The sequence below is a fragment of the Acinetobacter nematophilus genome, from assembly GCF_026344175.1.
GTDB lineage: Bacteria > Pseudomonadota > Gammaproteobacteria > Pseudomonadales > Moraxellaceae > Acinetobacter > Acinetobacter nematophilus.
The window spans coordinates 1-12989 of record NZ_JAPKMY010000016.1 but is presented as its reverse complement, the minus strand read 5'-3'; the positions used below and the strand labels follow the sequence as shown (position 1 = coordinate 12989).

12 protein-coding genes and 4 tRNA genes are annotated in these 12989 nt (G+C 39.4%); 12 read left to right on the top strand and 4 right to left on the bottom strand.

All coding sequences use genetic code 11. From position 1 onward, the window contains the following. Positions 1–158 precede the first annotated feature (158 nt). The 4 genes from fabD to lysM all read left to right on the top strand — a co-directional run bounded on the left by fabD (position 159) and on the right by lysM (position 2954). The gene (gene fabD / locus OSH00_RS19325; protein WP_266131769.1) at positions 159–1145 is read left to right on the top strand and encodes an ACP S-malonyltransferase; all 987 of its coding nucleotides are present in this window, start codon (positions 159–161) and stop codon (positions 1143–1145) included. Then, the gene (gene fabG / locus OSH00_RS19320; protein WP_266131768.1) at positions 1142–1876 is read left to right on the top strand and encodes a 3-oxoacyl-ACP reductase FabG; all 735 of its coding nucleotides are present in this window, start codon (positions 1142–1144) and stop codon (positions 1874–1876) included. Before fabD ends, fabG begins: the two co-directional genes overlap by 4 nt. Before the next feature lie 86 nt (positions 1877–1962). Then, entirely contained in the window at positions 1963–2199 is a 237-nt protein-coding gene (gene acpP / locus OSH00_RS19315; protein WP_004723957.1) for an acyl carrier protein, read from the top strand. A gap of 281 nt (positions 2200–2480) precedes the next feature. Further along, positions 2481–2954: a peptidoglycan-binding protein LysM gene (gene lysM / locus OSH00_RS19310; RefSeq protein WP_196077506.1), complete on the top strand. Its 474-nt coding sequence runs from the start codon at positions 2481–2483 to the stop codon at positions 2952–2954. A gap of 177 nt (positions 2955–3131) precedes the next feature. Here the strand turns inward: lysM and OSH00_RS19305 are convergent, their stop codons facing one another. After that, positions 3132–3770 (bottom strand): peroxiredoxin, encoded by a 639-nt coding sequence (locus OSH00_RS19305; protein WP_266131767.1) that lies wholly within the window; start codon positions 3768–3770, stop codon positions 3132–3134. 332 nt (positions 3771–4102) lie between these two features. On the opposite strand from OSH00_RS19305, the gene secA reads away from it, so the two are divergent. The 8 genes from secA to OSH00_RS19265 all read left to right on the top strand — a co-directional run bounded on the left by secA (position 4103) and on the right by OSH00_RS19265 (position 10499). After that, positions 4103–6823, top strand: coding sequence for a preprotein translocase subunit SecA (secA, locus tag OSH00_RS19300; RefSeq protein WP_266131766.1), 2721 nt, complete (start codon positions 4103–4105; stop codon positions 6821–6823). Between the two features lie 137 nt (positions 6824–6960). Continuing rightward, positions 6961–7323, top strand: coding sequence for a hypothetical protein (locus OSH00_RS19295; protein WP_266131765.1), 363 nt, complete (start codon positions 6961–6963; stop codon positions 7321–7323). 169 nt (positions 7324–7492) lie between these two features. Then, on the top strand, positions 7493–8713 hold the full coding sequence (argJ, locus tag OSH00_RS19290) for a bifunctional glutamate N-acetyltransferase/amino-acid acetyltransferase ArgJ (protein WP_266131764.1): 1221 nt from the start codon (positions 7493–7495) through the stop codon (positions 8711–8713). A 149-nt stretch (positions 8714–8862) separates the two neighbouring features. Then, positions 8863–9930, top strand: a complete 1068-nt coding sequence (gene nadA / locus OSH00_RS19285; RefSeq protein WP_196077343.1) for a quinolinate synthase NadA — start codon at positions 8863–8865, stop codon at positions 9928–9930. Positions 9931–10082: 152 nt separating this feature from the next. Then, positions 10083–10159 (top strand) — tRNA-Pro (locus OSH00_RS19280). Positions 10160–10203: 44 nt separating this feature from the next. Then, positions 10204–10280: transfer RNA gene (locus OSH00_RS19275), tRNA-Arg, on the top strand. A gap of 43 nt (positions 10281–10323) precedes the next feature. Next, positions 10324–10399 (top strand) — tRNA-His (locus tag OSH00_RS19270). Positions 10400–10422: 23 nt separating this feature from the next. Then, positions 10423–10499, top strand: a tRNA-Pro gene (locus OSH00_RS19265). A gap of 137 nt (positions 10500–10636) precedes the next feature. On the opposite strand, the gene yfiB is transcribed toward OSH00_RS19265, so the two are convergent. The 3 genes from yfiB to yfiR are packed head-to-tail and all read right to left on the bottom strand — an operon-like array spanning position 10637 to position 12858. Then, positions 10637–11116: an outer membrane lipoprotein YfiB gene (gene yfiB / locus OSH00_RS19260; RefSeq protein ID WP_266131763.1), complete on the bottom strand. Its 480-nt coding sequence runs from the start codon at positions 11114–11116 to the stop codon at positions 10637–10639. Positions 11117–11132: 16 nt separating this feature from the next. Then, the gene (gene dgcN, locus OSH00_RS19255) at positions 11133–12350 is read right to left on the bottom strand and encodes a diguanylate cyclase DgcN/YfiN (RefSeq protein WP_266131762.1); all 1218 of its coding nucleotides are present in this window, start codon (positions 12348–12350) and stop codon (positions 11133–11135) included. A gap of 4 nt (positions 12351–12354) precedes the next feature. Beyond that, positions 12355–12858, bottom strand: a complete 504-nt coding sequence (gene yfiR / locus OSH00_RS19250) for a regulatory sequestration protein YfiR (protein ID WP_196077340.1) — start codon at positions 12856–12858, stop codon at positions 12355–12357. Positions 12859–12989 lie beyond the last annotated feature (131 nt).

The window sequence follows — 12989 nt, the reverse complement described above, 5'->3', positions numbered from 1 at the left end:
GCATTAGGCGTAAGCTTAGTGAAAAAATGGGAGCGAAAGCTCCCTTTTTTTGTTTTGTATATGCGTATTTTTTGTTGTATTTCGCAATTAAATAAATTTTTTTTTTCTGTAAAATTGCCGCATCGGAAACGATCAAGATTAAATAAGGGACTTTTTATATGTCTGCCAAACGACTCGAACAAGCAGCTCAAGCAACCAAAACTGCATTTTTGTTTCCAGGTCAAGGGTCACAAAAAGTAGGTATGCTTGCTGAACTTGCAGAACAGTTTAGTGGTGTACAAGAAACCTTTGCTGAAGCTTCAGATGCCATTGGTTTTGATTTATGGCACATTGCGCAAAGTGGTGAGGGTTTAGATCAAACTGCAAACACTCAACCTGTATTGTTAACAGCCAGTATTGCGCTTTGGCGCGTATGGTTGGATTTAGGTGGTGTTGCACCAAAGTATCTTGCAGGTCATTCACTGGGTGAATACAGCGCATTGGTTGCCGCAGATGCAATGACATTGGCAGATGCGGTTAAACTGGTCAATTTACGTGGTCAGTTGATGCAGTCAGCAGTGCCTCAAGGGCAAGGTGCAATGGCTGCGATTCTTGGTTTGGATGATGCAAAAGTCATTGAACTGTGTGAACAAGCCAATGTGCAAGGGCGAGGCTCAGTTGAAGCGGCAAACTACAATGCACAAGGTCAAGTTGTGATTGCCGGTGATAAGACGCTGGTGGAAGCAGTTATGGTCGCAGCAAAAGAAAACGGTGGAAAAGCGATCGCATTACCTGTATCCGTACCTTCCCATTGTTCGTTGATGAAGCCCGCTGCTGAACAGTTTGCAGAAGCTTTGGAACAAACTGCCATTGAGCTTCCAAGCATTCCTGTAATACAAAATGTCAACGCTGAAATTGCTACAGATACCACACAGTTACGTCAGGCGCTAACAGCGCAATTGTACCAATCTGTGCAGTGGACCAACACCATGCAGTTCATACAAGATCAAGGCATTCAGTATGTTGCAGAATGTGGACCGGGTAATGTACTGGCAAATTTAGCAAAACGTTTACCTAATATTGAAAAAGCATTTCCACTTGATACGCAAGCACGTATGGAAGATGCACTGAATGCTATCTTAGTGGCTGAAGGGAAAATCGCATGACACAAGAACGTAAAGTCGCATTAGTGACAGGCGCAAGCCGAGGGATTGGTGCAGCCATCGCTCAACAGTTAATTCTAGATGGTTATTTTGTGATCGGTACAGCAACATCTGAGGCAGGGGCAGAAAAACTTTCTACTGCTTTTGCTGAGCAGGGTGTTGGTGCAGTACTTGATGTACGTGATGGTACAGCGATTGATGCATTGGTATCTGACATTGAACAAAAATATGGTTCAGTGATGGTACTGGTCAATAATGCGGGTATTACCAAAGATAATTTATTATTGCGTATGTCGGAAGATGATTGGGACGATATTCTCAACATTCATCTAAAGGCTGTTTTCCGATTGTCTAAACGGGTATTGAAAGGTATGACCAAAGCTCGCTTTGGACGTATTATCAATATTAGTTCAGTGGTTGCGCATTTTGCTAACCCAGGTCAAGCCAATTATTCTGCAGCAAAAGCAGGCATTGAAGCGTTTAGTCGTAGCCTTGCAAAAGAGATGGGTAGTCGTCAGATTACCGTTAATTGCATTGCTCCAGGTTTTATCGCGACTGAAATGACTGAGCAATTAAGCGAAGACATTCGTAAAAAAATGAGTGATCAAGTTGCCTTAAGTCGTTTTGGTGAGCCAAAAGACATTGCAGATGCTGTGAGTTTCTTAGCTTCGGACAAAGCCAGTTACATTACAGGCACAGTATTACACGTAAATGGTGGTTTATACATGGCGTAATGCGATGTATAAACTTTGAAAAAAGTAAATATTCAATTAAACTATCAGGCAATTAAAAGCCGCCACAAGCAATGAGGAGAATTCCTGTGAGCGATATCGAACAACGCATTAAACAAGCTGTTGCAGAGCAATTAGGTATCAAAGCTGAAGAAATCAAAAACGAAGCATCTTTCATGGATGATTTGGGTGCTGATTCTCTAGACTTAGTAGAACTTGTTATGTCTTTCGAAAATGACTTCGACATCACTATTCCTGATGAAGATTCTAACGAAATCACGACTGTTCAATCAGCGATCGACTACGTAACTAAAAAACTTGGTTAATGTATTGATTGTATAACATGTCGTTGTTATGCGTAAAAACCACCGTAAAGGTGGTTTTTTTATGTGTGAATGTACACTAGGGGAGATTTTCTTTGAAATCTTTTATACATAAAATAATAGGTAAAGAACTTTAAAATCAAAAAAATAGTGGTTACATACCGTTACTTTTCTGTCACCAATGACAACGCTTTTTTATCGGTTTTTTAGTTATAAAAATAGAGTTTATAAATTTTTATAAAAGTTCACAGTAAAACAAGTTCCAATAAATATGGAGAACATAAATGGGTCTTTTTGATTTTGTAAAAGGTATTGGTAAAAAAAACACAGCACCTGCTGAACCACAAGCAGCGCCAGCAACACCAGCAGAACCTTCTGCACAAGAAGTTGCCAACAAACTATTAGGTTTGGTTAAAAGCCTGGGTTTATCTATAGAGGGCCTATCTGTAAGCTATAACTCTCAGACAGATTTAGCGACAGTACGCGGTCAAGTACAAAGCCAAGCAGATAAAGAGAAAATCGTGCTTGCGATTGGTAATGTAGATCATGTTGCTCAAGTAGATGATCAAATGACTGTGGCTACACCAGAACCGGAAAGTAAATTCTATACGGTGAAATCAGGTGATAACTTATCTAAGATTTCAAAAGAATTTTATGGTGATCCAAACCAGTATAATAAAATTTTTGAAGCCAATCGCCCATTATTGAAAAACGCAGATGATATTTTCCCAGGTCAGGTTTTACGTATTCCAGCCTAATTGACGGTTAATAAGTCAAAGGCACTTCGGTGCCTTTTTTATGGTTTAAACTTCAATGACATTGCCGAGATGTGCAGGGTGTTGGATTTTAAGTATGAAATAGCATAGAAAAAAGACCACATATCCAATGTGATCTTTTAAAAATCATGGCAACACATTATTTATGGATTTGTCGTTTCATTTATTTGGTTGTGGCGTAAGACGCAGATAGGGTTTAACCGCCGTATAGCCTTTTGGGAAGCGTTCTTTTAACTCTGCTTCATCTTTAAGGGATGGTACGATAACTACATCCTCCCCATCTTGCCAGTTGGCAGGTGTTGCAACTTTATAGTTATCTGTGAGTTGTAATGAATCAACCACCCGTAATATTTCATTGAAGTTGCGTCCTGTTGATGCTGGATAAGTAATAATTAAGCGGACTTTCTTATTTGGGTCAATGATAATTAAAGAACGTACAGTCAGTGTCTCACTGGCATTGGGGTGGATAAAATCATATAGCGTTGAAACTTTACGATCTTTATCTGCCAGAATTGGAAAATTAACCTGCGTGTTCTGTGTTTCATTGATGTCATTGATCCAACCGCGGTGAGATTCAACATCATCTACTGAAAGTGCGATTGCTTTAATTCCACGCTTATCAAACTCATTCTTTAATTTTGCCGTATAGCCGAGTTCTGTAGTACATACTGGTGTATAGTCCGCTGGATGCGAAAAAAGAATTCCCCAACTGTCGCCCAAATAATCATAGAAATGAATGGGACCTTCGCTGGATTCTTGTGTGAAATCTGGTGCGATGTCACCTAGTCGTAGAGTCATGATAAAAACCTCAAAATTAAGAAAAGTCATCTGTTATTTAGCCCGTCCAAAATACTATTGCGCAGTTTTTTTATAATTAAAAATAGTGTTTTTTTATTTCTTTATGAAAAAAATAGATATAAAGAGTTGGGATGTGAAAAAAACATGGAATTGCGCACAACTGCGCTGTAAATATCGGTTAAATTTGCTACATTAAGGCGCTTTAACTCATGCGTGCCGAACTGGTCGTCAGATTTTTTTGATAGGATTTGTGCAAAACCCTTGTACTTCAAATTTCTAACACCATAATATCGTCTGAGAAAAATTTATTTTACAAGATTTAGAGAGTTTATATGTTGGCAAGTCTGATCGGAGGAATCTTCGGTACTAAAAACGAGCGCGAACTAAAACGTATGCGTAAAATTGTCGATAAGATCAATGCGCTCGAGCCGACGATATCTGCACTCAGCGATGCAGACTTATCTGCAAAAACTGAAGAATTCAAACAAAGATATAAGAATGGTGAAAGCCTAGATAAATTGATGCCAGAAGCGTTTGCTGTATGTCGAGAAGCAGCAAAGCGTGTTATGGGCATGCGTCATTATGATGTGCAGCTCATTGGTGGTATTACTTTGCACGAAGGTAAAATTGCAGAGATGCGTACAGGTGAAGGTAAAACCCTCATGGGAACTTTGGCTGTCTATCTCAATGCGATTAGTGAGCAGGGTGTACATGTTATTACGGTCAATGATTATTTGGCGCAACGTGATGCTGAATTAAACCGCCCGCTTTATGAGTTCCTCGGTTTAACGGTCGGGGTGATTTATTCAATGCAATCACCGATCGAAAAGGCTGAAGCTTATCGCTCAGATATTACCTATGGGACCAATAACGAATTTGGTTTCGATTATCTTCGCGATAACATGGTTTTTTCAATGGCGGAGAAAAAGCAACGTGGTTTGATTTATGCGATTATCGATGAGGTCGATTCGATCTTGATTGATGAAGCGCGTACCCCATTGATTATCTCTGGTCAAAGTGATGATTCGTCACAATTGTATGTCGCAATCAATAGTATTCCACCCAAACTCCATGCGCAGAAAGAAGAAAAAGTCGCCGATGGTGGACATTTCTGGATTGATGAAAAACAACGTCAAGTAGAAATGACCGAAGTCGGTTATGAAACTGTAGAAGATGAATTAATCAAAATGGGTTTGTTGGCTGAAGGTGAAAGTTTGTATTCACCATCAAATCTTAATCTTGTTCATCATGTGTCAGCCGCTATTCGTGCACATTTCCTGTATCAACGCAATGTTCATTACATCGTTCATGATGGTGAAGTGATTATTGTCGATGAGAATACAGGTCGTACCATGCCAGGACGTCGTTGGTCTGAAGGTCTGCATCAGGCAGTTGAAGCGAAAGAAGGCTTGGATGTTCAACCTGAAAACCAGACTTTAGCAACTACAACTTTCCAGAACTATTTCCGTTTATACAAAAAGCTTTCAGGTATGACAGGGACCGCTGATACTGAAGCTGCGGAAATGAAAGAAATTTACGGTTTGGATGTTGTACTTATTCCGACACATCGTCCAATGATCCGAAATGACCAAAATGATTTAATTTATTTAAATCGTAATGGTAAATACAACGCGATTATTGAAGAGATTCAAAAGATCCATGAGGCGGGTGTTGCTCCAATTCTGATCGGTACTGCAACGATTGAAGCTTCAGAAATTTTATCGGATAAGTTGAAAGAAGCAGGCATTGCACATGAAGTGCTGAATGCTAAACAGCATGAACGTGAGGCGGACATTATTGCGCAAGCAGGTTCACCACGCGCTGTTACCATTGCGACAAACATGGCAGGTCGTGGTACAGATATTCTGTTGGGTGGTAACTGGAAAGCTAAACTGGCCAAAATTGAACAACCTACTGCTGAAGATGAAGCACGTCTAAAAGCAGAATGGGAACACAACAATGAAATGGTGTTGAGTTCAGGTGGTTTACATATCATCGGTTCTGAGCGTCATGAATCTCGCCGTATTGATAATCAGTTGCGTGGTCGTTCTGGTCGTCAAGGTGATCCAGGTGTTTCACGTTTCTTCTTGTCTTTAGAAGATGATTTGATGCGTATTTTCGCAGGTGATCGGGTTGTTGCAATGATGCGTGCAATGGGGCTGCAAGAGAATGAAGCCATTGAACATAAGATGGTATCGCGTTCGATTGAAAATGCGCAGCGTAAGGTTGAAGCACGTAACTTCGATATCCGTAAAAACTTATTGAAATATGATGATGTCAATAACGAACAGCGTAAGATTATTTACTCTCAACGGGATGAGATTTTAGAAGAAAGTTCACTTCAAGATTATATTGAAGAAATGCATCGCGAAGTTGTAAAAGGTTTGATTGAGACCTATATTCCACCTGAGTCTATTCACGATCAATGGGATATCGATGGGTTGGAAAATGCATTAAAAGAAGATTTAGGTATTGATCTTCCTGTTAATCGTTGGTTGGAAGAAGACCGTCGTCTTGATGAAGAAGCTTTGGTTGAGCGTATTTCAGATGAGATTGTAGAGCGTTATCGTGGTCGTCGTGAGCAAATGGGTGCTGAAACAGCAGCAACATTAGAACGTCATTTTATGTTGGGTTCCTTAGATCGTCACTGGAAAGATCATTTGGCTGCGATGGATTATCTACGTCAAGGCATTCACTTGCGTGGTTATGCGCAAAAGAATCCTGAGCAGGAATATAAGAAAGAAGCATTTAACTTATTCGTTAATATGTTAGGTGTGATTAAGTCAGATGTGGTGACGGATATTTCTCGTGTTCATATCCCAACACCGGAAGAACTTGCAGAAATGGAAGCTCAACAACAAGCACAAGCAGATGCAATGCGTCTTAATTTTGCGCATGACGATGTAGATGGCTTAAGTGCAAGCATCAACCATGATGTGGTTGATGCACAATTTGCAGATGATGTAATGATCGAACCGCCTGAAAGTCGCAATGCACCATGTCCATGTGGCTCTGGTCTGAAATATAAACAGTGTCACGGTAAAATTAATTAAGCCAACTGAAAATTAACCAAAAAGCAGAACAATTGTTCTGCTTTTTTTACAAGTTATTACCGTGAGTTAATTTTGATTGCAGGAAATATAATAAAATGGTATTAAGTTGCTCAATTGAATAGATATTCGGAAAGACAATGAAAAAACGATTACAACCTCTATTTTTTGCAGCCCTAACCCTTCCAGTATTGGCATTTGCAGATACCGCACCACAAACAACCACCGTAGAAAAAGTACAAGCAGCGACAGGTGCAGTAACAGCACAAGCAGAAGTTAAAAATGAAACAACCACAGTGATTAGCCCACGTACGGGGATTCGTTATACTTTGGGAAATACGGGTGGGCGTCCAATTGTTCTTAAAACGGCAGCAATTGCTGCAGTAACACCAGCGACAGTAAATCGAGTTGTTGCATCAAATCCAGCACTTTCAGCATCTAGTCAAGAAAAAGTAAAACAAGCGTTGTTGGCTGTGGATACTACAGCTCCAGCACAGCAATAACCAGCGATAGCAGAGTTTGAAGCCAGTAAATTTACTGGCTTTTTTATTTTATATTCAAATGAATAAGCATTTCTTATAGTAAAAATAAATAAGCTTTTTAATAAGCTCGATTTTTAGCGAGAATTCTAATAAGCTGTGGTTCTCATTTAATTCATGTGGACATTTAAAAATGGCTGTTGGTGACGTGTCTATGCCGCATATGCATGTGGTGCAAGGTGTAAAAATTGGCTCTGCTGAGGCGTATGTCCGTTATCCAAATCGACGAGATTTAGTTATTTTTGAATTTTCACAGGGCACAAATGTTGCAGGGGTGTTTACTCAAAATGCATTTTGTGCAGCGCCTGTTCATGTTTCTAAAGCGCATTTGGCACAAGCGAATCCTCGTTATCTTGTGATTAATACAGGTAATGCTAATGCGGGTACGGGAAAGTTGGGCATGCAGAATGCTCAATTGACCTGCTCAAAGCTTGCTGAATTGGTACAAGTACAAGCATTTGAAGTTCTACCATTTTCCACAGGTGTGATTGGTGAGCAATTACCGATAGAGCGTTTAACTCAGGGTTTACAGCCTGCTTTGACGAGTTTAAGGGATGATGCTTGGAACGATGCGGCAACTGGAATAATGACCACGGATACCACACCCAAAGGTGCCTCAGAGCAATTTGAGCTTGATGGTATTACTTATACCATGACTGGCATTTCTAAAGGTGCAGGTATGATTCGTCCGAATATGGCGACCATGTTGAGCTTTGTAGCAACGGATATGCCTATTGCACGGACACTTGTACAGAAAATGTTGAAAGTCAGTGCAGACCAATCATTCAACCGTATTACGGTGGATGGTGATACTTCAACCAATGATTCATGTATTTTTGCAGCGACTGGATGTGCTGGTGGTGTAGAAATCACGACGGAAGATGATGTGCGTTATACTGTGGTACTGGATGTTTTATCCCGAGTGATGAAGCGTTTGGCGCAACTGATCATCCGTGATGGCGAGGGAGCAACAAAGTTTATTACTGTTGCTGTCGAAGGTGGACATGATACCCAGGAATGTTGTGATATTGCTTATAGTATTGCGCATTCCCCACTTGTGAAAACAGCAATTTTTGCATCTGATCCAAACTGGGGGCGTATTCTTGCAGCTATAGGCTATGCTGGTGTGAAAGACTTGGAGGTCGAAAAAATACAAGTTTGGTTGGATGACGTGCAGATTTGTAAAGATGGTGGTGCTGCAGAGGATTATACAGAAGAAGCAGGTGCGCGTGTGATGTCACAAACTGAGATGACGATTCGTGTAGATCTTGGGCGAGGACAAGCCAAAGATACCGTCTATACCTGTGATTTATCCTATGACTATGTAAAAATTAATGCAGACTATCGCTCTTAAGTATTGATATTTGAATTGAGCCTCATTCGTGAGGCTTTTTTATAACAAAACATTTTTCGAGGTGAATTTATGTGCAGTAAAAAGTACAATAAATTCACAAAGGTATACCGCTAGCATGATGCCAGCGACAAGGGATGAGAAGACCTCTTATGAATGATGCGAATAATTTAATTGCCAACGAAGCAAAATCGATTGTGCAAGCGCATTTAGATCGTTTAGGTGAACCAAAGGACAATCGTTTAAGTCCTGAGCTGAAACAACACAAGTTTAATCAAATCAAGGCTGAACTGGAAAAGCAAAATGCTGTTTTAGTGGCGCATTATTACTGTGATCCAGATGTACAGGAGCTTGCAGAAGCAACGGGTGGTTGTGTTTCAGATTCCTTGGAAATGGCGCGCTTTGGTCGAGATCATGAGGCATCTACGCTCGTGGTTGCAGGAGTAAAGTTTATGGGGGAAACTTCAAAAATACTTTCTCCCGAAAAACGGGTGCTCATGCCAACATTGGAGGCAACATGCTCACTCGATTTGGGCTGTCCCGTGGACGAGTTTACTGCATTTTGTGATGCACATCCTGAGCATACAGTTGTGGTTTATGCCAATACATCAGCAGCAGTTAAAGCACGTGCAGATTGGGTCGTGACCTCAAGTTGTGCTGTTGAAATTATTGAACATTTAGACAGTCTCGGTGAGAAGATTATTTGGGCGCCAGACCAACATTTAGGGCGCTACATTCAAAAGAAAACGGGTGCTGACATGCTGCTGTGGGATGGTGCTTGTATCGTGCATGAGGAGTTTCGTGCGCGTGGTATAGACAAGATGAAAGCACTGTATCCAAATGCTGCTGTTTTGGTGCATCCTGAGTCACCAGAGTCGGTGATTGATATTGCTGATGCCGTAGGCAGTACGTCACAATTAATTAAAGCGGCTCAAACACTACCGCAAGACACCTTGATTGTGGCGACAGATCGAGGCATTTTCTATAAAATGCAACAAGCTGTACCCAATAAAACATTGATTGAAGCACCAACAGCGGGTGAAGGGGCAACATGCCGTTCGTGTGCGCATTGTCCTTGGATGGCAATGAATGAGCTCGATGGAATTTTGGCCGTTTTACAAAATGCTGATCAAGAAATATTTGTTGATCCAGCTCTAGCAGAACGTGCAAAATTGCCACTAGATCGCATGTTGAACTTCAGTGCACAACTGAAACGGTAAAAATTGTATAAAAAACATCTGAAATGCTTGATTAATATACATTTGACTTGTTTTTTTAACTTTTTTTCAAGATAGGTGTTGACGTCTTGTGGCGTCACGCCTAGAATGCACACCGTACCGCACGATGTGCGATACGCTAAAGCTGAGATGAACGGAGCATAGCACAGCCTGGTAGTGCACCTGGTTTGGGACCAGGGGGTCGTAGGTTCGAATCCTACTGCTCCGACCAATTCTTCAAGGCAAGGTAACGGTGATATCTGTATCATTGGTCATGCGCCTGTAGCTCAGTTGGATAGAGCATCCGCCTTCTAAGCGGATGGTCACAGGTTCGAATCCTGTCAGGCGCACCATATGTTGCTTGATATTATAGAGCCTAAAAAACTTAATGTGACGGTGGATGTAGCTCAGTTGGTAGAGCCCCGGATTGTGATTCCGGTTGTCGTGGGTTCGAGCCCCATCATTCACCCCAATTCCTTAAGTTTGTTGTAAAATCGGAGCATAGCACAGCCTGGTAGTGCACCTGGTTTGGGACCAGGGGGTCGTAGGTTCGAATCCTACTGCTCCGACCATTTAAGTTTAAACTTAAATATAAATTATCCGCTTAAATGCGGTTTTTTTATGCCTGAAATTTGTCTTGCTTCAATTCATATTAAAAGTGGAGACAAAAAATAGACCTCCGTAGAGATCTATTTTGAATTGAAGAAGATTAAGGAATAATAATCACGGCCACACGACGATTTTCAGCCTTATGTTCTTCAGTATCATTGGATTTAAGGGGTTGATCGGATCCTTTACCAATAATTTGAATATTTGCAGGATTAAATTTTTCTCCAATAAAAATATCAGAGACATTTTGAGCACGCTCTTTGGATAATTTTAAATTGTATTCAGGATTACCTACATTATCAGTATGACCTACAATTTTTAGTTTATCCAAGTGATATTTATTGAGTTGTTTGGCTAAGCGAATCAACTCAACTTGATGTTCTGGTTGAATATTGGATTCATTAAAGCCAAACAATAAGCGTTCAGGTAAGCCTAAGCTCCAACCTTCATCCGTCAATACAAAACCTTCTTTCTTGAGTACACGTGCTTGCTTATAGCTTAGACCACCCAGGTTCATACAGCCTGTGAGCGCTACGCAAACGAAAGCAAGAATAGAAAGACGTATATTTTTTGTAATCATAATAATCCTCTAAACATTAAGAATGATAAATAAACCAATGGTGTTGTAGCGATTTTGCTTTATACATCGCTTGATCTGCTTGAGAAATTAAATCTTCTGGGCTAGAGGCTTTACTTGAAATAGCAATCCCTAGACTGAAACTAAAATAAATCTCTTGTCCTTTATAAATTAAAGGATCTTCACAACATTTAATGAGATTTTCAGCGATGGAAATTAAATGCTCAATTTTAGAAATCGAACGTAAAATAATTGCAAACTCATCACCAGCAAGACGCGCAACAAAATCATCTTGACGAATATGGCGTCTTAAGCGTATGGCCATTTCCTTTAAAACTTCATCACCCACCAGATGTCCATATTGGTCATTAATGGCTTTAAAATTATTATTATCAATAAACAGTAAAGCTAAATTTTGACGTTGGTGAGTATCTTCAAAGAGACTGCATAAAACTTGATAAAAATAACTACGATTGGGTAGTTGGGTTAAATGATCGTGCTGAACTTGATATGAAAGCTCACTATTTTCATTTTGAAGATGAGTATGCCAAGACTGGATTTCATCAAGGAGTTGGTTGAAAACACTATTTAACTCTTGGAATTCTTTAACATCACTTTTAGGAAATCTCAAGTTATAGGCTTTTTGATTTCTTAACAGTTGTGCAATTTGAATAATTGGAGAAAATGAGCCCATGATATGACGGTAGGTGAGATTGACCGACCACCATACTGCGAAAACCATAAACAGCATCCCAAAAGCTAATCCTATAAAAATTTTAAAGATAAACATTAAAATTTCATTAGAGCTACCATAAAGAACAACTTGCCCAACGAATTGACCTTGATGTTGTACATTTAACTTAACTGCATCTTTTAAAAAAATATGGTCGAAAATATTTTGAATATAAGAGTAATGTTCAACATTTTTTAGGCTTTCTGAAACTTTATGCCCTTGCGCATCGTATACCTCAATAAGGCGAACGGAATGTTGAAAGGTATATTCATTGATAATCTGTGAAATCGCAATTTTATCTGAAAAGACAAGTGCGGGTTGAACACGCTCTGAAACAGTGCGACTAATTAATAATAGGTTCTGCTTTGCATAAGACTCAACAGTAAATACTGAAATCGTGACAAAAGTAGATGTACAAATGAATAGCGTAATCGCAAAAGTCGTAAACTGTGACTTACGAAATAATGTCTGTAAAGAGCTCGATTTAAAAAACTTATTGATCATGATCTTAATCCGAATTTTTTGCGAGTAACAAAACACGCGGATCAACATGTATTTTAGATCGAGCTAAGCTATCTAAATTAACTTTAAAAATAGTATTCCCTGTTTTGTTTGTGGACAGGCAAAAAACACTTCCTATCTCACAGTCTGTATTATTTGAACTAAATGATAAAATCGTGGAGTTTAATGATTTATCTATGAGTGTCTGTTCGGCTTGTGCGGTGATATTAGAAAAGAATACAGCATCGCAGTGGCGACTTTTTAAATCTGTTGCATGAATGGCATTTACATTAAAAGATGATTTGTTGGATTTTGCGTAATTGGAAAATTGAGTAGCATAATTTGGATTGTCTGCAACACATAATTCAGGTGAGGGTGTATTCCACTTTGCATAACTCAAAATGGATAAGGTCATCACAAAAATATTATGCGACGAGTTGGCCCAGGAATAATTGCAGCAAAAGAGCAAAATTCCTAAACAGAATGTTTTTCTATTTATAAGAAGGGCCATATTTTACTTAATTTATTTAATGATAAAATCATTTGAAATAGTTTAAAGAAAAAATCCAAATATAAATAGCTCAAAATTTAAATAAAAATTTTAAAATATGGTTAATAAAAATACAACCAAGCATTAAAATC

What these genes read in the sequence shown, in the direction of transcription:
- fabD (WP_266131769.1), top strand. Translation starts at nt 159, where the DNA reads ATGTCTGCCAAACGACTCGAACAAGCAGCTCAAGCAACCAAAACTGCA.
- fabG (WP_266131768.1), top strand. Translation starts at nt 1,142, where the DNA reads ATGACACAAGAACGTAAAGTCGCATTAGTGACAGGCGCAAGCCGAGGG.
- lysM (WP_196077506.1), top strand. Translation starts at nt 2,481, where the DNA reads ATGGGTCTTTTTGATTTTGTAAAAGGTATTGGTAAAAAAAACACAGCA.
- OSH00_RS19305 (WP_266131767.1), bottom strand. Translation starts at nt 3,770, where the DNA reads ATGACTCTACGACTAGGTGACATCGCACCAGATTTCACACAAGAATCC.
- secA (WP_266131766.1), top strand. Translation starts at nt 4,103, where the DNA reads ATGTTGGCAAGTCTGATCGGAGGAATCTTCGGTACTAAAAACGAGCGC.
- OSH00_RS19295 (WP_266131765.1), top strand. Translation starts at nt 6,961, where the DNA reads ATGAAAAAACGATTACAACCTCTATTTTTTGCAGCCCTAACCCTTCCA.
- argJ (WP_266131764.1), top strand. Translation starts at nt 7,493, where the DNA reads ATGGCTGTTGGTGACGTGTCTATGCCGCATATGCATGTGGTGCAAGGT.
- nadA (WP_196077343.1), top strand. Translation starts at nt 8,863, where the DNA reads ATGAATGATGCGAATAATTTAATTGCCAACGAAGCAAAATCGATTGTG.
- yfiB (WP_266131763.1), bottom strand. Translation starts at nt 11,116, where the DNA reads ATGATTACAAAAAATATACGTCTTTCTATTCTTGCTTTCGTTTGCGTA.
- dgcN (WP_266131762.1), bottom strand. Translation starts at nt 12,350, where the DNA reads ATGATCAATAAGTTTTTTAAATCGAGCTCTTTACAGACATTATTTCGT.
- yfiR (WP_196077340.1), bottom strand. Translation starts at nt 12,858, where the DNA reads ATGGCCCTTCTTATAAATAGAAAAACATTCTGTTTAGGAATTTTGCTC.